Annotated in this window: 16 protein-coding genes; 11 read left to right on the top strand and 5 right to left on the bottom strand. The window is 67.1% G+C overall.

The features are described 5' to 3' along the window. Nucleotides 1-84 precede the first annotated feature (84 nt). Entirely contained in the window at nucleotides 85-987 is a 903-nt protein-coding gene (locus tag ACOABP_RS21080; protein ID WP_474230041.1) for a LysR family transcriptional regulator, read from the top strand. Nucleotides 988-1014: 27 nt separating this feature from the next. On the opposite strand, the gene ACOABP_RS21075 is transcribed toward ACOABP_RS21080, so the two are convergent. The 4 genes from ACOABP_RS21075 to ACOABP_RS21060 form a co-directional block, all read right to left on the bottom strand. Further along, nucleotides 1015-2547, bottom strand: coding sequence for a class I adenylate-forming enzyme family protein (locus ACOABP_RS21075; RefSeq protein WP_474230039.1), 1533 nt, complete (start codon nucleotides 2545-2547; stop codon nucleotides 1015-1017). A 163-nt stretch (nucleotides 2548-2710) separates the two neighbouring features. Beyond that, on the bottom strand, nucleotides 2711-3673 hold the full coding sequence (locus ACOABP_RS21070; RefSeq protein ID WP_474230038.1) for a Bug family tripartite tricarboxylate transporter substrate binding protein: 963 nt from the start codon (nucleotides 3671-3673) through the stop codon (nucleotides 2711-2713). A gap of 147 nt (nucleotides 3674-3820) precedes the next feature. Then, nucleotides 3821-4807 carry a tripartite tricarboxylate transporter substrate binding protein gene (locus tag ACOABP_RS21065; protein ID WP_474230037.1) on the bottom strand — a complete coding sequence of 329 codons (987 nt, stop codon included), beginning with the start codon at nucleotides 4805-4807 and terminating at the stop codon, nucleotides 3821-3823. 23 nt (nucleotides 4808-4830) lie between these two features. Next, nucleotides 4831-6036, bottom strand: coding sequence for a CaiB/BaiF CoA transferase family protein (locus ACOABP_RS21060; protein ID WP_474230036.1), 1206 nt, complete (start codon nucleotides 6034-6036; stop codon nucleotides 4831-4833). 207 nt (nucleotides 6037-6243) lie between these two features. On the opposite strand from ACOABP_RS21060, the gene ACOABP_RS21055 reads away from it, so the two are divergent. From ACOABP_RS21055 to ACOABP_RS21030, 6 genes are read left to right on the top strand one after another with little or no spacing between them, the layout of a single operon-like run. After that, nucleotides 6244-7803: a long-chain-fatty-acid--CoA ligase gene (locus tag ACOABP_RS21055; protein WP_474230034.1), complete on the top strand. Its 1560-nt coding sequence runs from the start codon at nucleotides 6244-6246 to the stop codon at nucleotides 7801-7803. A 47-nt stretch (nucleotides 7804-7850) separates the two neighbouring features. Next, nucleotides 7851-9035 (top strand): lipid-transfer protein, encoded by a 1185-nt coding sequence (locus ACOABP_RS21050; protein ID WP_474230033.1) that lies wholly within the window; start codon nucleotides 7851-7853, stop codon nucleotides 9033-9035. An 11-nt stretch (nucleotides 9036-9046) separates the two neighbouring features. Beyond that, the gene (locus tag ACOABP_RS21045) at nucleotides 9047-9502 is read left to right on the top strand and encodes a MaoC family dehydratase N-terminal domain-containing protein (RefSeq protein WP_474230031.1); all 456 of its coding nucleotides are present in this window, start codon (nucleotides 9047-9049) and stop codon (nucleotides 9500-9502) included. Continuing rightward, nucleotides 9499-9915, top strand: coding sequence for a MaoC family dehydratase (locus ACOABP_RS21040; RefSeq protein ID WP_474230030.1), 417 nt, complete (start codon nucleotides 9499-9501; stop codon nucleotides 9913-9915). The genes ACOABP_RS21045 and ACOABP_RS21040 overlap by 4 nt, the downstream gene beginning before the upstream one ends. Before the next feature lie 19 nt (nucleotides 9916-9934). Beyond that, nucleotides 9935-10765 carry an SDR family NAD(P)-dependent oxidoreductase gene (locus ACOABP_RS21035; RefSeq protein WP_474230029.1) on the top strand — a complete coding sequence of 277 codons (831 nt, stop codon included), beginning with the start codon at nucleotides 9935-9937 and terminating at the stop codon, nucleotides 10763-10765. Between the two features lie 25 nt (nucleotides 10766-10790). Beyond that, nucleotides 10791-11939: an acyl-CoA dehydrogenase family protein gene (locus ACOABP_RS21030; RefSeq protein WP_474230028.1), complete on the top strand. Its 1149-nt coding sequence runs from the start codon at nucleotides 10791-10793 to the stop codon at nucleotides 11937-11939. A 150-nt stretch (nucleotides 11940-12089) separates the two neighbouring features. Here the strand turns inward: ACOABP_RS21030 and ACOABP_RS21025 are convergent, their stop codons facing one another. After that, nucleotides 12090-14861 (bottom strand): winged helix-turn-helix domain-containing protein, encoded by a 2772-nt coding sequence (locus tag ACOABP_RS21025; RefSeq protein ID WP_474230026.1) that lies wholly within the window; start codon nucleotides 14859-14861, stop codon nucleotides 12090-12092. Nucleotides 14862-15048: 187 nt separating this feature from the next. Between ACOABP_RS21025 and ACOABP_RS21020 the strand changes: the two genes are divergently transcribed. The 4 genes from ACOABP_RS21020 (at nucleotide 15049) to ACOABP_RS21005 (ending at nucleotide 21023) form a co-directional block, all read left to right on the top strand. Next, nucleotides 15049-16734 carry a long-chain fatty acid--CoA ligase gene (locus ACOABP_RS21020; protein ID WP_474230025.1) on the top strand — a complete coding sequence of 562 codons (1686 nt, stop codon included), beginning with the start codon at nucleotides 15049-15051 and terminating at the stop codon, nucleotides 16732-16734. Between the two features lie 125 nt (nucleotides 16735-16859). Next, nucleotides 16860-17663, top strand: a complete 804-nt coding sequence (gene dkgB / locus ACOABP_RS21015; RefSeq protein ID WP_474230024.1) for a 2,5-didehydrogluconate reductase DkgB — start codon at nucleotides 16860-16862, stop codon at nucleotides 17661-17663. A 227-nt stretch (nucleotides 17664-17890) separates the two neighbouring features. After that, a complete protein-coding gene (locus ACOABP_RS21010; protein ID WP_474230022.1) occupies nucleotides 17891-19714 on the top strand; it encodes a tannase/feruloyl esterase family alpha/beta hydrolase in 1824 nt (607 codons plus the stop codon). Nucleotides 19715-19886: 172 nt separating this feature from the next. After that, complete coding sequence (locus ACOABP_RS21005) at nucleotides 19887-21023, top strand: alkene reductase (protein WP_474230021.1); 1137 nt, start codon at nucleotides 19887-19889, stop codon at nucleotides 21021-21023. Nucleotides 21024-21026: the final 3 nt, after the last annotated feature.

The following is a 21026-nucleotide window of genomic DNA, read 5'->3' as shown; positions in this document are numbered from 1 at the left end:
CAGTGAAGGCTTCTCCGTAATTGCGAGAATGGAAAAAATGCTGGCGTTCGGGGGATAATCGCTGGCTACCCTGGAGACAACGACATGCGCTTCGATCTGGTCGATCTGAATCTCTTCACGCATATTGCGGAAGCCAGCAGCCTGACCCGCGGTGCAGAACGTTGCCACCTGTCGCTGCCGGCGGCCAGCACGCGCATCAAGAACCTGGAAGAACAGGTGGGGGTCAAGCTGCTGAGCCGCAGCAGCCAGGGCGTCAAGGTGACGCCGGCCGGCGAGACGCTGCTGGCCCACGCGCGCCGCGTGCTGCGGCAGATCGAGCAGCTGAGCGGCGACCTGCAGGAGTACGCGTCAGGCATCAAGGGGCACGTGCGCGTGTTCGCCAACACCACCGCCATGAGCGAATTCCTGCCGGGGGTGCTGCGTACGTACCTGGTCAATCATCCCGACGTGACCGTCGATATCCGCGAGCGGCTCAGCCCGGACATCGTGCGCGCCGTGCAGGAGGGCATGGTCGATATCGGCATTGCCGCCAGCGGCGTCAACATGGAAGGGCTTGAAGTGATGCCGTACCGGCTGGATCGCCTGGTGCTGGCCACGGCGCTGAGCCACCCGCTGGCCCAGCGCAAGCGCGTACGGTTTGTCGAGACGCTCGACTACGATTTCATCGGCCTGCCCGAGGAAAGCGCGATCCACAATTTCCTGAAGCGCGCCGCCTCGGACCTGCAGCGCCAGTTGCACTGGCGCATCCAGGTCAGCAATTTCGAGACGGCTGGGCGCATGATCGAGGCCAACGTCGGCATCGGCGTGCTGCCCGAGAGCACCGCGCGCCGTCACGCCCAGACCATGGCGCTCAATATCGTGCAGATCGAGGACGACTGGGCCGAGCGCAAGCTCCAGATCTGCGTGGCAGACCTGGATGCGCTGCCGGTCTTCGCCCGCAAGCTGGTGGACCTGCTGGTGGAAGACGGCACTGGCACCCCGGCCTGAAAGGGCCGGGCGCCTGCGTACGGAGGGCTAGGCCATCTCCGCGACGATGCCGCGCAACTGGTGCTTGTGCAGCTTGCCGCTGGCCGTGGTGGGAATGGCCGGCACCCGCACGATCTGCGCGGGGCGCTTGTACGGCGACAGCCGCTCGGCAAGATAGGCGTGCAATTCGGCCGCATCGAAGGTCTCGCCTTCACGAAGCTCCACGAACGCCACAATCTCCTCGTTGCCATCGGCCGCCGGCCTGCCGACCACGGCGGACAGCCGCACCGCCGGATGCGTGTTGATGACCGATTCCACCTCGATCGGATAGACGCTGAAGCCCGAGCGGATGATCAGGTCGCGCGTGCGCCCGACGATATACAGCGCGCCGTCGGGTCCCAGGCGGCCAATGTCGCCCGTGTTGAGCCAGCCTTCCGGGCGCAAGGCTTCCGCCGTCTGCGCCGGATCGCGATAGTAGCCACGCATGACGCCGGGCCCTTTCACCCATAGCTCGCCAGCCGTGCCCGGTGGCGCCGTCTCGCCGTTGGTGCCTACGATCCGCAGTTCGGCGCCTTCGACAATCTCGCCGGCCGAGCAGTCGCTGCGCGGGCGGTCCATGCGGGTGATGAACAGCGATCCCGCGTATTCGGTCATGCCATAGCCATGATGCAGGGGCTGGCCGAATACGGCTTCGACGTTGCGCTTGAGCGTCGGCTCCAGCGGGCCGCCGCCGGTGTAGAGATAGCGCAGGCGCGTGGGGTGCAGCGTGGCGATGCCCTGCTTCTGCAGGTGCGCCAGGATGCGGCTGAACATGGCCGGCACGCCCTGCAGGATCGAAATCGCCTCGCGCTGCAGCGCGGCACAGGCATCGGTGACGTTGAAGCGGGCCACCAGGTACAGGCTGCCGCCGCCCTGGAAGGTGGCCAGCAGCAGCGTGGCGAGCCCGAAGATATGGGACATCGGCATCACGGCATAGGCGCAGTCGCCGGGGCCGATCCTGCGCGTGTCGGCCGTGACACGCGCGTAGTGCAGCAGGCCGCGATGGGTGACCATCACGCCCTTGGGCTGGCCCGTGGTGCCCGACGTGTAGATCAGTGCCGCCACCTCGTGCGCCAGCGCCTGCGGCTCGCGCTCGCTGCGTTCGTCCACATCGGCGGCCATCAGTGGCCCCAGCCCGGGCGGTGCGATCTCGCGGGCGCGGTAGCGCAGGCCGTGGCGCAGGGCGTCGGGGGACGCCGCGTGGGTGAACAGCATCAGCCGGGGCGTGCAGTGCGCGCGGATTTCCTCGATCTCGCGGGCCGTCAGCCGGGCGTTGGTCACCACCGGCCAGGCACCGAGTTCGGACAGCGCAAAGACCAGCGTGATGACGGCCAGACAGTTCTCGCCGGTAATCATGACGCGGTCGCCGGTGCCGACGCCCTGGGTTTCCAGGTACTGTCGCGCCAGCCCGACGCCTTCCCAGAGTTGCGCAAAGCTCACCGTGCGCTCGCCTTCATGCACGGCCACATGCCCGGGCGCGTGGGCAGCCCAGTGGCGGGGAATGTCGCTGATGCGATTCGCGATGGCTCGGTCCTGCGGCATCTCGCTCAAGTCCTTTGCAAAATGGATGTCGGAGTGGCGCCGGCCCCGCGGTCAGGTGCAGGCCGGCTCGTCGCAGTGTATGGGCAGCCCGGAGGCCGCGCAATTCGTCATCGGAAAAGCGGTACTTCGCCCGGGCGGAACGGTACCGCCCGGGCCGGCCGGCTTATTCCACCTCGATATTGGCGGTCTTGACCACGTTGCCCCACAGCGCCAGTTCCTTCTTGATGCGGTCCTGCAGCGGCGCCGGGCCGGTGACGTTGAGGTCGTAGCCGCCTTCGGCCATGCGGGCGCGGAACGCCGGGTCCTGGCCCACGGTCTGCTGCGCCTTGACCAGCCGGTCGGTGACATCTGCCGGCATGCCGAGCGGGCCGACCAGGCCGTACCAGCCGGTCAGGTCATATTGCTTGAGCCCGGATTCGACCAGCGTGGGCACGTTCGGCAGCGCCGCGTTGCGAGTCTTCGACGTGACGGCCAGCGCGCGCACCTTGCCGCCCTGGATATGGCCGATGGCCGTGCCGGTGATATCGAACATGAACGTGACCTTGCCGCTGATGACGTCGGCCATGGCCGGGGCGTTGCCCTTGTACGGCACATGCAGCATCTTCACGCCGGTCATCTGCGCCAGCAGTTCGGCAGACAGGTGGTTCGACGCCCCGATGCCGGCCGAGCCGAAGCTGACGTCGCCCGGATGCTTGCGCGCGTACGACACCAGTTCGTCGACGTTCTTGGCCGGGAAGTCCTTGTTGATCAGCAGGACGTTGGTGTAGTCGGTGATCAGGCCCACGTACGTGAAGTCCTGCGCCGGCTTGAAGCTGACCGATTTCTGGATCAGCGGCGTCATGGTCATCGTGGGGCTGGCCACGAAGTAGAGCGTGTAGCCGTCCGGCTTGGCGCTGGTGGTCATGCCGGCCGCGATGGCGCCGCTGGCACCGGCGCGGTTGTCCACGATGACCGGCTGCTTGAGCACCCGACCCATGTAGTCGGCATAGATGCGCGCGGCGGTATCGACCGGGCCGCCCGGCGCATAGCCCACCAGCAGGCGCACCGGGCGAGAGGGATAGGTGTCGGCCAGGGCCGCTCCGTGGGCCAGCGCCAGTACCGCGCCGGCAAGCATGATTCGCAGCATCGTCTCCTCCTGTTTCTGTATCAGGCTGTTGTTGGGGAGACTTTGCGTCACGGCCGCCGGTCAGGCAATTTGCATTTGTTGAAGGTGGCCTTTGTTGATCCGATAGCGGGCCGCCGGGCCGCCTCCCACGCGCCGGTGGCGGCGCCTTCAGTCGAGCTGGATGCGTGCGGTGCGCACGATCTCGGCCCATCTCGGGGTGTCGTTGCTGACCACCGTCGCCAGCTCGGCCGGGCTGGAGGCCACCGGCTGCAGGCCCATGGCCGTCAGCCGCTGAGACACCTCGGGCTGCTTCACGATGCGCCCGATCTCGGCGGCCAGCCGGTCGGCAATCGGGCGTGGCGTGCCGGCGGGCAGGAAGATGCCGAACCAGCCATTGGGCTCGAATCCGCTCAGGCCGGCCTCGGAGAACGTGGGTACCGCAGGCAGGGCCGCGTGCCGTTGCGTGCCCGTGATGCCCAGCACGCGGAATTTTCCGCCAGTCAGGTAGCTGTTGGCCGACGTGACATCGACAAACGCGGAATCCACCTGGCCGCCGAGGATGTCGCTGACCAGCGGCGCCGCGCCCTTGTACGGGATGTGCACGATATCGATGCCGGCCTGGATCTTGAATTGCTCGCCGTGCAGGTGCGACGACGTGCCATTGCCATACGACCCGTAGCTCAGCTTGCCCGGGCTGGCCTTTGCCAGGGCGATGAATTCGGCCAGTGTCCGGGCCGGCACGCGCGACGGCACCACGAACAGGTCTGACGACCGCGCCACCAGCGACACAGGCAGGAAGTCGCGCTCCACGTTGTAGGGCATCTTCCGGTACAGGCTCGGAGACTGGATCATCGCGGTGATCGCCAGCAGCAGCGTATAGCCGTCAGGGGCCGCCTTGGCGACGATATCGTTGCCCAGGATGCCGCTGGCGCCCGGCTTGTTGTCGACCACTACGGGCTGCTTCCAGGCCTGCGCCAGCTGCTGCCCGATCAGGCGCGCGATGGTGTCGGTGCCGCCGCCTGCCGGATAGGGCACGACCAGCCGCAACGGCCGCCCGGGATAGGCGCTGTCGGCCTGCGCGGGCCAGCTTGCCAGCGCCGCTGCGCCACCCAATGCCGCGGCCTGGCAAAGCCAGTGTCTCCTGCTGTGCTGCATGTCAGTCTCCTTGGTCTGGTCTTTTATGCGGTCTCGCCCGGCGCGATCACGCCGGCAGAGGCCAATGCCGCCACATCGCTATCGCCATATCCCAGCTCGGCCAGGATTTCGCGGCTTTGTCGGCCCAGCGTCTCGCCAGCGTGCCGGTACACCGGCGCGGTTGCCGAATAGCGCACGGGATGGGCAATCTGGGGCAGCGTGTCGGCATCCGCCGTGTCCGCCGTCCCAGCCGTGCCGGCCACCGGGACATCGACCACCATGCGGCGTGCACGCAACTGCGGATGGCAGGCCGACTCCTCCAGCGTGAGCACGGGCTCGACGCAGCAATCCACATCGGCAAATTGCGCGCACCAGTACGCGAACGGCTGGCTGCCGAACGCGCTGGCGATCTCGCGCTTCAGGCGCGGCATGTCTGACTGCGCCAGCGCAAGCCACTCGGGGTGCCCCATCGCATCGCAGAAGCGCTGCAGGAACTGCGGTTCGAGACTGCCAACCGAGAAATACCGCCCATCGGCCGTGGCGTAGTAGTCATAGAAGCAGCCACCGTTGAGCCGCTCGGACCCCGGGCGCGGCGCGCGGCCGCCGGCCAGGTAGGCCGCGCCCGACATGGCGTTCAGGCTGAAGGCGGCGTCGGTCATGCTGACGTCCACGTGCTGGCCTTCGCCGGTACGGTGCCGGTGTGCCAGCGCTGCCAGGATTGCCACGGTGGCGTGCAGGCTGCCGCCGGCGATATCGGCCACCTGGATGCCCAGCGGGGCAGGATTGTCGTGGCCGTTGTAGCTGGCCGCACCGGCAATGGCCAGGTAGTTGATGTCGTGGCCGGCGCGGTCGCGGTAGGGGCCGTCCTGGCCGTAGCCGGTAATGGAGCAGTAGATCAGCGCCGGGTTGATGGCGCGCAGCTGGTCATAGCCCAGGCCCAGGCGGGCCATCACGCCGGGCCGGAACTGCTCGACCACGATGTCATGCGTGCGCAGCAGCCGGTGCACGATCCCGATGGCATCGGGCTGCTTGAGATCCAGCGCCAGCGAGCGCTTGTTGCGATTGAGCCAGGCGTGCACGGCCGACACGCCATGGCGCTGCGGCGTCAGCCGCCGCACGGGATCGGCGCGCGTGGGCGCCTCGATGCGGATCACGTCGGCGCCCAGGTCGGCCAGCGCCAGCGTGGCGAACGGGCCCGGCAGCAGCGTCGAAAAGTCAAGAATCTTCAGTCCTGCCAACGGTCCACCCATGCCAGTCTCGCCCGTGATGTCGAAGTCGGGCCGATTCTTTCACCGGGGGGCGGAAGCTGTCTTGGTCCGTTCGGACCAATCGCACTGCAGCATGCAAATTGGTTCGTTCGGAGCACGACACGGCGCCGGGCCGTCCGTACAGTCGACTCCCATGACATCGCACCAGGCCACGTACCTGGCGTTCGCATCACATCAAGGAGACGAGACATGTATCTGACGCAGGGGCTGCATCGCTGCATGCAGCAGACGCCGGACAGCCGTGCCACCGTCTTTGGCGGCCGCACCCGCACGTTCCGGGCCTTGCATGACCGCGTGGCCCGCCTGGCCGGGGCGCTGCAGGCGCTGGGCATGGCGCCGGGCGACCGGGTTGGCATGCTGGCACTTAACTCGGACTGCTATATCGAATACATGCTGGCCGTGTGGTGGGGCGGCGGCGTGCTGAATCCGGTCAATATCCGCTGGAGCGTGCCCGAGATCGTCTATTCGCTCGACGATTGCGATACCGGCATCCTGATCGTCGACGACCAGTTCGTGCCAATGGTGGCGGGCATCCTGGCCACGGCCAGACGGCCGCCGCGCGTGATCTATGCCGGCGAGCACGAAGCGCCCGACGGCATGCTCGACTACGAGGCGCTGATTGCCGGATCAGTACCGGTGGCCGACGTGTTCCGCGGTGGCGAGGACCTGGCGACCATCATGTACACGGGCGGCACCACCGGCAAGCCCAAGGGCGTGATGCAGTCGCACCTGAACCTGTGGGCGTCGGCGGTCTCGCGCATGGCCGAGTTTCGCGCCGGTCACGGTACGTTCGTGTCGCTGCACGTGGCGCCGCTGTTCCACACCGCCGCGATGGCGCGGGCCGTTGGCCATGTCGTGGCCGGCGACGTGCAGGTGATTCATCCGGGCTTTGCCCCGGCGGCGGTGCTGCGGACCATCGAGCACGAGCGCATCGAGGAACTGATGATGGTGCCGACGATGCTGCAGGCCGTGCTCGACGATCCGTCGTTTGGCGATCACGATCTGTCCAGCCTCCAGCGCATCTACTACGGTGCCTCGCCGATTGCCGCCGGCGTGCTGGACCGTGCGCTGGCCGCCATGCCGGACATCGCGTTCTATCACGCCTACGGCATGACCGAGGCGTCGCCGGTCATCAGCGTCAATCCGCCCGACAACCATGGGTCGGCAGGCCGCGCCAGTGGCCTGTACCGTTCGGCCGGCCGCGCCAGCTTTGGCGTGACGATGCGCATCGTCGATCCGCAGGGCAACGAGGTGCCGCGCAACACCGTGGGCGAGATCATCGTGCGCGGCGCCAATATTACGCGCGGCTACTGGAATCGTCCGCAGGAGACCGCGCAGGCGCTGCGCGACGGCTGGCTGCATACCGGCGACGGTGGCTACATGGACGACAACGGCTACCTGTTCATCGTCGACCGGCTCAAGGACATGATCGTCACGGGCGGCGAGAACGTGTACTCGGCCGAAGTGGAGAGCGTACTGTCACTGCACCCTCAGGTGGCGAGTTGCGCCGTGATCGGCATCCCCGACGAGCGCTGGGGCGAGGCCGTGCACGCCGTGGTGGTGCCGCGCGCCGGGATGTCGCCTACCGACGTGGTGTTGCGCGAGCACTGCCGCGCCGCACTGGCCAGCTACAAGTGCCCCAAGAGTTTCGAGTTCCGGCCCGCGCTGCCGCTGTCGGCCGCAGGAAAGATCCTCAAGCGCGATCTGCGCGAGCAGTACTGGCGCGGCCAGGCCCGCCAGGTGAGCTGAACCGGTTCCCCCAGTTCCCAAAGTCCCCAATCTTCAAGGAAACGAACATGAGCAGGAAAGTGTTGGTTGCAGGCGTCGGCATGATTCCGTTCACCAAGCCCGGTGCCAGCGATGACTATCCGGTCATGGGCGCCAACGCCGCCCGCGCGGCGCTGGCCGATGCCCGCGTCGACTATGCGCTGGTGGAGCAGGCCTACGTGGGCTACGTGTACGGCGACTCCACGGCCGGACAGGCGGCCATCTATGGCGTGGGGTTGTCCGGTATTCCGGTCATCAACGTCAACAACAACTGCGCCACCGGGTCGACGGCGCTGTTCCTGGCGCGCCAGGCCGTAGCCAGCGGCGCGATCGAGTGCGCCATCGCGGTGGGCTTCGAGCAGATGGTGCCCGGCGCGCTGAAGGGCGCCTATACGGATCGCCCCTCGCCGATGGCGCGGTTCGTCGACGCGATGCAGGCCATCCAGGGCTTTGACGAAGCCGCGCCGCGTGCCGCCCAGTTCTTTGGCGGCGCGGGCCGCGACTATATCAAGGAGTACGACATCCGGCCCGACACGTTTGGCCGCATCTCCGTCAAGGCGCGCCAGCACGCCGCGCGCAACCCGTTCGCGGTGTTCCGGAACACGGTCACGCTGGAAGAGGTGATGGCGTCGCCCGCCGTATTCGATCCGCTGACGCGGCTGCAGTGCTGCCCGCCAACCTGCGGCGCGGCGGCGGCAATCCTGTGCTCGGAGGAATTCGCCAGACGGCATGGCCTGGATACGCGTGTGGCAATCCGCGCGCAGTCGATGACCACCGACCGCAACAGCACGTTCGACGAAGGCGACATGCGCAAGGTGGTGGGCTACGACATGACCCGTGCGGCGGCGCAGGCGGTCTACGAGGCGGCCGGCGTGGCGCCCACTGACATCAACGTGGTGGAGCTTCACGACTGCTTCACCGCCAACGAACTAATCACCTACGAAGGGCTTGGCCTGACTCCCGAAGGCACTGCCGAGAAGTTCATCATCGACGGCGACAACACATATGGCGGCCGCGTGGTGACCAATCCGTCCGGCGGCCTGCTGTCGAAGGGGCACCCGCTTGGCGCCACCGGCCTGGCGCAATGCGCCGAACTGGTCTGGCAACTGCGCGGCCAGGCCCAGGACCGGCAGGTGCCGGGCGCGCGGCTGGCGCTGCAGCACAACCTCGGGCTCGGCGGCGCCTGCGTGGTGACGCTGTACGAACGCCAGTAAGGAGCGCGCCGATGCTGGACACCAAACATATCGGCACGGTGGTGTCGCGCCACGTGGCGGAGGTGGAGGCCGGGCGCCTGCGCTTCTTCGCCAAGGCCACGGGCCAGGCGGACCCGCGCTATACCGATGCCGAAGCGGCCAGGGCTGCAGGATACCCGGGCCTGCCGGTGCCGCCGACCTTCCTGTTCTGCCTGGAAATGGAGGCGCCGAACCCGCGCGCCACGCTGGACCTGCTTGGCATCGATATCGGCCGCGTCCTGCATGGCGAACAGGCCTTTCGCTACCACCGCATGGCGTTTGCCGGCGAGCGGTTGCACTTCGAGATGTGCATCGCCGACATCTACGAGAAGAAGGGGGGTGCGCTGGGCTTCGTGGTGCGCGAGACCCGCGTGACCGATGCCGACGGCGCCGCCGTGGCCGACCTGCGCAGCGTGGTCGTGGTGCGCAACAGCCAGGAGACAGCATGAACCCGGTTCGATTCGAGGCGCTGGAAGTGGGCAGCACGCTGCCGTCGTTCACCGCCGAGCCGCTGAGCCGGCTCACGCTGGCGCTCTATGCCGGGGCATCCGGCGACCACAACCCGATTCACGTTGACACCGACTTCGCCAGGCGCGCCGGCATGCCGGACGTATTTGCGCACGGGATGCTGTCGATGGCCTATCTGGGCCGCCTGCTGACCAACTGGGCGCCGCAGCACGCGATCCGCGAGTTCTCGGTGCGTTTCGCGGCCATCACGCACGTGGGCGACGCGGTGTCGTGCACGGGCGTGGTCACGGAGAAGGACGAGGCGGCGGGGACGGTGCGCATCGCGCTGTCCACGCGCAACCAGCAGGGCGAAATCAAATTGACGGGCGAGGCGCTGATCGCGCCCGACCGCTGAACATCAAGGAGACAACACAATGAGCAAGCTCAATGGCAAGGTTGCCATCGTATCGGGTTCGGGCCGTGGCATTGGCCGCGAGATCGCGCTGAAGCTGGCGGGCGAGGGCGCCGCCGTGGTGGTCAATGACCTCGACGCCGAGCCGGCGAATGCCGTGGTGCGCGAGATCGTGGCGGCTGGCGGGCGGGCCGTGGCCTGCACGGGCAGCGTCACCGAGGCCGATTTCGGCCAGCGTTTCGTGCAGACGGCGCTGCAGTCGTTTGGCGCGCTCGACATCATCGTCAACAACGCGGGCTATACGTGGGACAACGTGATCCAGAAGATGAGCGACGAACAGTGGTCGTCGATCATGGATGTGCACGTGACGGCGCCGTTCCGCATCCTGCGCGCCGCCGCCGACCATTTCAAGGAGACCGCCAGGGCCGAGGCCGACGCCGGCCAGGAGGTCTTCCGCAAGGTGGTCAATATCTCGTCGGTATCGGGCGTGATGGGTAACGCCGGGCAGGCCAACTATTCGGCCGCCAAGGCCGCCATCAACGGGCTGACCCGCGCGCTGGCCAAGGAGTGGGGGCGCTACAAGGTCAACGTCAACAGCGTGGCCTTTGGCCTGATCAAGACGCGCCTGACCGAAGCCGTGGCCGGCGACGGCAACAGCGCGACGATCGATATCGCGGGCAGGGAGATCAAGGTGGGGGTCAATGCCCAGCTCATGAAGAACGTCGAGGCGATGATCCCGGTGGGGCGCGGCGGCACGCCGGCCGAGGCTGCCGGTGCGGTCTACCTGCTGTGCATTCCGGAGTCGAACTACATCAGCGGCCAGGTGCTGGTGGTGGGCGGCGGCCGTCCCTGAACCGCGCTACGAAAGGAGCACTGCCATGCCCAGCCCACAGAGCCCGTGGATCACGGACGATCTTTCGATATTCCAGGATGCGATCCGCAAGTTCATCGAGCGCGAACTCGTGCCGCACGAAGAGCGCTGGTGGAAGCAGCAGCATGTGGACCGCGAGACCTGGCGCAAGGCGGGCGAGGTTGGCATGCTCTGCGCCAGCATCCCCGAAGCCTACGGCGGCGGGGGCGGGTCTTTCGCGCACGAGGCGATCATTGCCTACGAACAGGCGCGAGCCATGGCAACCAGCCTGGGCACCAATGTGCACAGCGCCATCGTGGCGCACTACATCCTGCGCTATGGTTCCGAGGCCCAGAAGCAGCGGTGGCTGCCGAAGATGGCGACCGGCGAGATGGTTGGTGCGATTGCGATGTCCGAGCCCGGCGCGGGATCGGATCTGAAGAGCGTCAAGACGCGGGCGGTGCGCGATGGCACGCACTACGCCATCAACGGCTCGAAGACGTTTATCTCGAACGGCCTGCTGGCCGACCTGATCCTGGTGGTGGTCAAGACCGATCCGGACAAGGGCGCCAAGGGCGTGTCGATCGTGGTGGTGGAGACGGCCGGCCTGGAGGGCTTCCGGCGTGGCCGCGTGCTGGAGAAGATCGGCCAGAAGGGGCAGGACACCGCCGAGCTGTTCTTCGACAACGTTCGCGTGCCCTGCGAAAACCTGCTGGGCGACGAGGAGGGGCGCGGCTTCTACCAGTTGATGCAGCAGCTGCCGCAGGAGCGCATGATCATCGCGCTGGGCGCACTGGGGTCGATGGAGCGCGCGCTGGAAACCACGGTGGCCTATGTGCGCGACCGCCAGGTCTTCGGCGCCCCGCTGCTTGAGATGCAGAATACGCGCTTCAAGCTGGCCGAGTGCAAGACGCATGCAACGGTGGCGCGTGCCTTTGTCGACGACTGCATGGGCAAGGTGCTGCGCGGCGAGATGACACCCGAGACGGCCGCCATGGCGAAGTGGTGGTGCACGCAGAAGAGCTGCGAGATCATCGACGAATGCCTGCAACTGCACGGCGGCTACGGCTACATGGCCGAGTATCCGATCGCCCGGCTCTACGTCAACGCGCGCGTGGGCAAGATCTACGGCGGATCGAACGAGATCATGAAGGAACTGATCGCGCGGACGCTGTAGGTCTATTCCCTGGGTTTTTCTCCCCTCTCCCGCTTGCGGGAGAGGGGCGGGGGAGAGGGCGGGCCAATCAAGATGCGCGATCGCAATTTGAAACGTCTGCCCTCTCCCCAACCCCTCTCCCACGTATGGGAGAGGGGAGCCATTCCGCAATCAATCCAGCAACCCTCTCGTCCGCGCAATGGCCACCACCTCCGTGCGGCTTTGCGCGCCAAGCTTGGCGCTGATGCGGCGCAGGTGCGACTTCACGGTCAGTTCCGAGACGAACAGCTTCTCGGCAATTGCACGATTGCGGTGGCCCAGCGAGAGCATGCGCAGGACATCGAGTTCGCGGGCCGTCAGGGCGTCCGGGCCCGCGTCCGGTGCCGTCGGGCTTTCTGCCGGCGATGGCGATGGCACGGGCGCGGCAGTGATTTCCGGCATCCCCATGCGCGCCAGCAGCGCCGGCACGAACGTCGCGGCCACGCCGGACACCGCGTGATCGCGTTGCGCCGTCATCCAGCGCTGCAGCAGGCCGGCCAGCCGGTCGCCTTCGTCGACGAAGGTGCGGATCAGTCCTTCGTGGCTGGCAAGGCGCAGCGCGGCGGTCAGCGCAGCGAAGGCGGCCCGTTCGTCGCCCACCGCATCGAGCGCCATCGCATGCAGCAGCCGCAACTTGATCAGGCGCCAGTGGCGCTGCTGCGCCGTGGCGGCGGCAATGGCGACCGCCAGGGCATCGCACAGCGCCTGATCGGCGCCTCGGACGATGTCGAGCCGCCAGCGCGCCACCGACGGGGTGTCCACTTCATTGCCGTAGCCGGCGTCGTCGAGTGCTTCCCAGGCGCCGTGCGCCTGTGCGGCATCCAGCGACTGGGCGGCGGCATCGAGCGCGCCGTCGAGCGTAGCCACGCGCGCACGTTCGAGCCATGCCGAGCAGAGCGCGCGTTGCGACTGCACCTGGCGTCCCAGTTCATCAAGCTCGTGCAGGCGGCGGTGCCAGAGATCGCGGTCGCCGCGCACCAGGGCAATCCGGGCACTGAGGATATGGCAGGTCGTCATCGAGTCGACGGGGCCCGTCATCTTGGCGAACGGCAGCGTGTCGTTCACAAAACGCGCGGCTTCGTCGATCTGGTCCGATTCATAGAGCAGCAGGCCCAGGATCACGCCGGCTGCGGCGCGTCCACCGGTGACCGCATCGGGGCGCTCGTGCCATGCCTGCTGGGCGGTGCGCAGCCGTGCCATCGAGCGGCCAAGCCTGCCGTGGATCAGGTCGATGATGCTCTCCAGGCAATCGGCCACGCTGCGCAGCAACGCGGCGCCCGGGGCCGGGCCGGGCCTGCCACCGGCGCCCGCATGGGCCAGCACCTGGCGCGCCTCGTCGTGCCGGCGCGCGGACACCAGGCCGTACGCCACCGAGTTGGTCAGCATCCAGTACTGGAACGAATCGTCGGGCGGCAGGCGGTCGAGCAGGGGCAGGCCGGTGCGGCGGCAGGCATCGATCTGGTCCGTCATCGCGAACAACACGCAGCGCAGGGTCTCGGCCTGCAGCAGCACCGCCTCGCGTGCCGCATCGGCCACGGTGTCGTCGGCGATCTGCTGGACCGTGGACATGGCTTCGTCGAAGCGGCGGTTCAGCAGCAGGGCCCATGCCGCGCTGATGCGCACGCGCGGGTCGGCGGTACGTAGCTTGTCGCGCACCAGGTCGAACCAGCGGGACAGCAACCGGACACGCCCGTTGTTGAGCAGTGCGTCGGCGTGCAGGGCCATTAGTTCGATGGCTTCGCCGTGCAGGCCCGCGCGCAGCAGATGATCGATGGCGGGGACGGGCCGGTCGGCTGCCAGATACCAGCGCGCCGCCGCGGCATGCAGCGCGGTTTCACGTGCGGGGTCAAGCGTGTGCAGCCGATGCTGCAGGAAACTGGCAAACAGGCTGTGGTAGCGGTATTCGTCGTGCTCGCCGTTTAGCGGGAACAGGAACAGGTTGTTGCGCTCCAGCGTGGACAGCATGGCGTGGCTGTCGGTGCGGCCCAGTATCGCATCGCAGAGCGGCGCCGACAGCTGCGACAGGATGCTGGTTTCCAGCAGGAAGCTGCGCACCGCCGCGCTTTGTCCGCCGAGGATGTCTTCGGCAAGATACTCGGCCAGTTCAGTGTTCGATCCCGAGAACGACGAGACAAAGCGGCCGTAGTCGGTGCGCTGCCGCAGCGACAACGTGGCGAGGAAAATCGCCGTGGCCCAGCCCTCGGTGTAGCGGTGCAGCCTGGAGATTTCGGCATCGCCCAGCGGAATTCCGCATTTTTCGCGGATGAATACCGTGGCTTCGGGCAAGGTGAATCGCAGGGCGCCGGGCTGCAGTTCGAGCAGGTGGCCGCGTGCGCGGATGCGGCCAAGGCCCAGCGCCGGGGTCGTGCGCGACGCCACCACCAGCGTGCCGATGGGCGGCAGCGATTCCAGCAGGAGCTGCACGAAGTTCAGCACCGGTTCGCTCTGGATCGTCTCGAAGTCGTCGAGCAGGATCGCGAACGGCGCCTTCTGCGAAGCCACGGTGGCGATCACGCTGGCCGCCAGCCGTTCGGCCGAGGCCTGCCCGTTGTCGGGCTCCAGGGCGCGCAGGCCGGCGCCAAGATGCCCCAGGAAGCGCGGCAGGTCGTTGTCGGCGGCGTCCAGCCGCAGCCATGCCGTGGTGTGCCCCAGCGCCTGCCGTGCGGCCACGTATTGCTGCATCAGTGTGGTCTTGCCGAAGCCGGCCGGCGCACGAATCAGCAGCAGCCGCGCGCTGTGCGCGGCCAGCATGCTGTCGACAAGGTGCGCACGTGCCAGATGGGAATCGGCACAGGCCGGTGGCACCAGTTTCGACGCAACAATCGTCGGCATCGTCGGCATCGCCTGCGGCCTTGGTGTGCCATCGGCGTCGTGCCGCCGCGCACCCGGCGGGCTGGGCTGCATGGCGGAAAGTCTCCTGGATCGATGTTCTTGTGGACGCGATTGTTACATGGGTTTTGCGCGCATGGATACCCGGGCCCGCCCCGGTTTGCGGCAGGCGAAGGCCCGATTCGCAAATCGTAAATACGCAATGCGGCGCCCCCGTACTATCGTTGGTCGCCGTGTTTCCCGATGACTTCCAGACTCCAAGATGACCTTCGCATCCGTGGCGCCCGCATCGACCCTGATCCGCTCGCCGCACTGGCCCGCCGGACTCCCCCGCACGATCCACGTACCGGCCACCAGCCTCGTCTACAACGTCGAGCACGCCGCGCGCCGCTATCCCGGCAAGACGGCCATCCAGTACTTCGGCACGGCCATCACGTACATGCGCCTGCTGCAAGACATCGAACGCCTGGCCGGATATCTGCAGCAGGACTGCGGTGTAAAGCCCGGCGACCGGGTAATGCTGTGCGCGCAGAACTGTCCGCAATACATCATTGCCAGTTACGCAATTCTGCGCGCCGAGGCTGTGCTCGTGCCTGCCAACCCCATGTGGCTGACGGGGGAAATCGAACACGTGGCCGCCGACAGCGGCGCGCGCGTGGTCATCGTTGCCGAAGACCTCTACGCGCAACTTGCACCGCTGCATGGCACGGCCATCGAGCGCGTGGTCACCTTTGCCTATGCGGATGTGCTCGACGACGACGGGGGCCTGCCCGTGCCCGGCTGGGTGCGCGAACGCCTGGACCTGCCAATGTCGGCCATGGCTGGCCCGGCCACCACGTGGACGGCGGCGATGGCGGCGCAGCGCGCGCCGGCGCCGCACCAGGCTGGCCCGGAGACGCTGGCGTTGCTGGCCTACACATCGGGCACCACCGGACGGCCAAAGGGCTGCATGCACACGCATCGCTCGCTGATGTGCGCGGCGGCGGGTTCGCAGGTCTGGCGCGCGAATGGGCCCGAGAGCGTGTTCCTGGCCGTGGCGCCAATGTTCCATATGCTCGGCCTGCAGAACGGCGTGCACGCGCCGCTGTATCTGGGCGCGACCATCGTCCTGATGCCGCGCTGGGATGCACCGCTGGCGGCGGCGCTGATCGAACGCTTCCGGGTCAGCAACTGGAATGCGCCGCCGGCGATGCTGGTGGACTTCTTCGCGCAGCCTGGCATCGAAGGCCGCGACCTGTCGAGCCTGTCGTTCCTTGGTGGCGGGGGCGCGGCCATGCCCGAAGCAGTTGCCACCACGCTTCAGACGCGCTTCGGTTTGCCTTACGTGGAGGCGTATGGCATGACCGAGACGGCCGCGTTCATCCTGTCGAATCCGCGCCATCGCGCCAAGCGCGAGTGCCTGGGCGTGGCGACGTTCGGCGTGGACGCCCGCGTGGTGGACCCGGCCACGTTGGCGGAACTGCCGGCCGGCGAGACCGGCGAGATCGTGCTGCACGGCGGGCAGATCATGCGTGGCTACTGGCGCAACCCCGAGGCCGACGCAGAGACGTTTATCGAGATCGACGGCAAGCGCTTCCTGCGCACGGGCGACCTGGGCTACGTGGACGACGAGGGGTACTTTTTCATGCGCGACCGGCTCAAGCGCATGATCAACGCCAACGGCTACAAGGTGTGGCCCGCCGAGGTGGAAAGCCTGCTGTACGGGCATCCGGCCATCCACGAAGCCTGTGTGGTGGCCGCACAGGACGCCCGGCGCGGCGAGACGGTCAAGGCGGTGGTGGTGCTCAAGCCCGGGTCGTCCGGCGCGGACGAGGCATCGATCATTGCGTGGTGCCGCGAGCACATGGCGGCTTACAAGGTGCCCCGCATCGTCCGCTTCGTGGACGCGCTGCCCAAGTCGGGCACGGGCAAGATCCAGTGGCGGGCGCTGCAGGAAATGGACGACTGACCGGCGGATTGTTGATTTCATATCAACATTTATTCGCCGATACACGGCTTAATCGGCAAAGGTAGCTTCGGCATACTGCGGTCATCCCAGCAAGGACCGAGTCCGCAATTTCACAGGAGTTACCGATGAGCATCCCGTCTTTTGGTGTTGGCACGTTTCGTCTGACCGGCCAGGCCGCCGTGGATTCGGTGCGTAACGCGCTGGACCTGGGCTATCGGGCCGTCGATACCGCGCAGATCTATGGCAACGAGGCCGATGTCGGCCAGGCCATCGGCGAAAGCGGCGTCAAGCGCGACGCGCTGTTTGTGACCACCAAGATCTGGACGGCCAACTACGCCGCCGACAAGCTCGTGCCCAGCCTGCGCGAGAGCCTGGACAAGCTGCGCACCGACTACGTGGACCTGACGCTGATCCATTGGCCGGCCCCGGACAACGGCGTGTCGCTGCCCGAGTTCATGGCTGCGCTGGCCGAGGCCAAGGCACGCGGCCTGACGCGCCAGATTGGCGTGTCGAACTTCAATATCGCGCTGACCCAGCAGGCCATCGATGTGGTGGGCCAGGGCGAGATCGCAACCAACCAGGTCGAACTGAGCCCGTACCTGCAGAACCGCAAGCTCGTGGCGTACCTGAAGGAACAGGGCATTGCCGTGACGTCGTACATGACGCTTGCCTACGGCAAGGTGCTGAAGGACCCGGTGCTGGCGCGCATTGCGGAGCGGCATAACGCCACGGTGGCGCAGGTGACGCTGGCCTGGGCGCTGCAGCTTGGCCATGCGGTGATTCCTTCGTCGACCAAACGCGAGAACCTGGCCAGCAACCTGCTGGCGCGCGACCTGAAGCTCGATGCCGACGACATGGCGGCCATCGCCGCGCTGGAGCGCAACGGCCGCGAGGTCAGCCCCGAAGCGCTGGCCCCGGCGTGGGACTGATCCCTTAGCCGGAAGAATCGAGCCGTCGTCTCCAATAAGCGAACGGCAACGGAGGGTGCGCCACATTGCAACCGCGCGCGAGTCGGTTCCGCGCATCCTTCGTCTCGTTGGTGCGTACCGTGGTGCAGGTTCGACGCCGACACCTCACTCATCGCCCACTGTCGTGGCGAGGCTGGCGCTGCTGCCGGCCCCGCCTCAATAAGAGGCGACCGTTCCAGGAGACATCCATGAGAAATCGGCTTCGTGCCGGGCGGCTCGCGCTCGCCCCTATCGTTCGCTTTTCGGCCACGTCGGTGCTGGCGTGGCTCACCCTCTGCGTGGCAACCGCGGGCCTGGCGGGCTGCGGCGGCGACGGCAGTTCCACCGCTTCATCGGGCAGCAGCACGACCACCACATCCCCGGGTACGGGCACAACGACCACCACCACGTTGCAGGTGGTGGCGCCCGTGGTGGACTGCGCAAAGCTGGCGTCGGTCGACCTGACCGACATCGGCGGTGCGGGCAGCACGATTGCATCGGCCACGGTTACCACCGCAACGGTCAATGGCGCATCGGTGCAGTTCTGCACGGTCAAGGGCACGCTGGCGCCAGCCAACACGTTCGAGGTGGCGCTGCCGGTCAGCACCTGGACGCAACGCTTTGCCGAACTGGGCTGCGGCGGCCTGTGCGGCAACCTCAGCGATCCGACCAAGCAGAGTTCGTTCAGCTTCAGCTACAACTGCCCGCTGGTACAACAGGGCGGCTTTGCGACGGCGGCAACCGACATGGGCCACACCGGCGCGGATGCCACGTGGTCGTCAGACCCGCAGAAGCAGGCCGACTTTGCCTATCGCGGCCAGCACATCACCACGCTGGCGGCCAAGAAGCTGATCCAGACGTACTACGGCCAGCCGCAGAAGTATGCGTACTTCGTGGGCTGCTCCGATGGCGGCCGTGAAGCGCTGATGGCCGCGCAACGGTATCCGAACGACTACAACGGCATCATTGCCGGCGCGCCCGCCGCGCACTTCCAGACGCAGAACTCGCTCTATCACGGCTGGAACGTGATCTCGAACAGCACCACTGGCGACAACACCGGCAATGTCGTGCTGTATGCCGACAAGGCCAAGGTGCTGCACCAGGCCGTGGTGGCCGCCTGTGGTGGCACCAGCGGCGCGCCCGACGGGCTGCTGGCCGACCCGCGCGTGTGCCATTTCAATCCGGTCTCGATCCAGTGCGCGGCAGGCGCCACCGACACCAGCAAGTGCCTGACGGCAGCCGAGGTTGCCACCGCCAACCAGATCTACAGCGGCCCGTTCGACACCACCAACGGCAAGCGCATGCTGGCCGGCTCGCCGCAATTCGGCTCGGAGGCCAACTGGATTGGCGTGGAAGTGCCCAGCTCGAATTCGACCGACCCCGCCGTGCCGGTGACCGGCCTGTTCAGCAACATGATCGTGACGGGTGCCTATAACCTGATCTTCACGGGCTCGCCCACCATGCCGAACATCAACACATTCGGCTATCACGATGCCAACTTCTTCACCGACTACCTGCTGGCCAACCATTCGCTGAACGATGCGACCAACCCCGACCTGTCCGCATTCCAGAAGGCCGGCGGCAAGCTGATCCTGTGGCATGGCTGGGCCGACCAGCATATCTCGCCGCTGTTCACCATCGCCTACTACGAGGCGATGCAGAGCACGATGGGGGCATCGGCGGTCGACGGGTTTGCGCGGATGTACCTGATCCCCGGCGTCAGCCACTGCGGCGGCGGCGAGGGCAATCCCAATATCGACCTGGTATCGCGCGTCACCGCCTGGGTCGAGCAGGGCACGGCCCCCAACGACGTGATGACCTACCAGACCGATGCGACGACCAACGCGGTCACGGCTTCGCGACCCGTGTATCCGTACCCGGCGGTTGCCAAATACAAGGGCTCGGGCGACTGGCACGACGGTACCAACTACACGCAAGGCGCCGCGCTGTACAACGTTGCCACCGCGCCGTGGGCGGGATCCAGCTTCTACACGCCGTACGCAGCCCAGATGCGGGGGGTGGCGGCACCCTGACCTGTGGTTTGCTCCCCTCGCCCATTGCATGGGAGTGGGGAGCAGGACTACCTGCCTGATTGTTGATTCCAGTTCAAAGGTATTTCGTCGATTCGCGGCTTAATCTGCAAACGACAAATCGGCACACTGTGTCCATTCCGATCGTCCCGATCGATCCACACAGGAGTTTCCGATGAGCAATCCTTCGATCGACACCGCTTCCCCAGCGCCGCTGTTCCAGCCCTATGCGCTGGGTGGGCTGGCACTGCCCAACCGCATCGTGATGCCGCCCATGACGCGCTCGCGCGCCAGCCAGCCCGGCGATGTGCCCAACGACCTGATGGCCGAGTACTACGCGCAGCGCGCCGGCGCCGGCCTGATCGTCAGCGAAGGCACGTGGATATCGCCGCTGGGCAAAGGCTATGCATGGACCCCGGGCATCCACACGCCCGAGCAGGTGGCGGGCTGGCGCAAGGTGACCCGCGCCGTGCATGCCGCTGGCGGACGCATCTTCGCCCAGCTCTGGCATGTGGGCCGGCTCAGCCATATCAGCCTGCTCGACGGCCAGTCGCCGGTATCGTCGTCGGCCATCCAGGCAGCGGGCGTCAACGTCTTCGTGGCCGAGCGCGACGGCACGCCGGGCTTCGTGCAGGCATCGCAGCCGCGTGCGCTGAGCGTGGGCGAGATCCATGCGATCGTCGACGAATACCGCCAGGCCGCGCGCAACGCGATGGCGGCCGGGTTCGACGGCGTGGAACTGCATGCGGCCAACGGCTACCTGGTGAACCAGTTTATCGATTCCGGGGCCAACAACCGCACGGACGAATACGGCGGATCGCTGGACAACCGGCTGCGTTTCCTGGGCGAAGTAGCCCAGGCGCTGATCGAAGGCACGGGCAGCAAGGATCGGGTCGGTATCCGCCTGGCGCCGCTGACCACGCTGAATGGCTGCGTCGACGCCGATCCGGAAACCACCTATGCGGCAGCGGCCAGGCTGCTGGGCGAGCTTGGCGTGGGCTACATCCATATTGCCGAAGCCGACTGGGACGATGCCCCGCATATGCCGCTGGCGTTCAAGCAGCGCCTGCGCGAGGTGTTCCCGGGCACCCTGATCTACGCCGGCAAGTACACCGCCGAACGCGCCAACGCCGCGCTGCACGAGGGCTGGGCCGACCTGATCGCCTTTGGCCGCCCGTTCGTGGCCAATCCGGACCTGCCCGAGCGCCTGCGCACCGGCGCCGCGCTCACCCCGCACGACCGCAACACGCTGTTCGGCGGCGGGGAGCAGGGGCTGACCGACTACCCCGCGCTGGCTGCCAAGGCCGCCTGAGAC

The organism is Cupriavidus sp. HE11 (genome assembly GCF_056097175.1).
The sequence above is the reverse complement of the archived record's forward strand: the minus strand, read 5'-3'. Positions and strand labels throughout refer to the sequence as shown.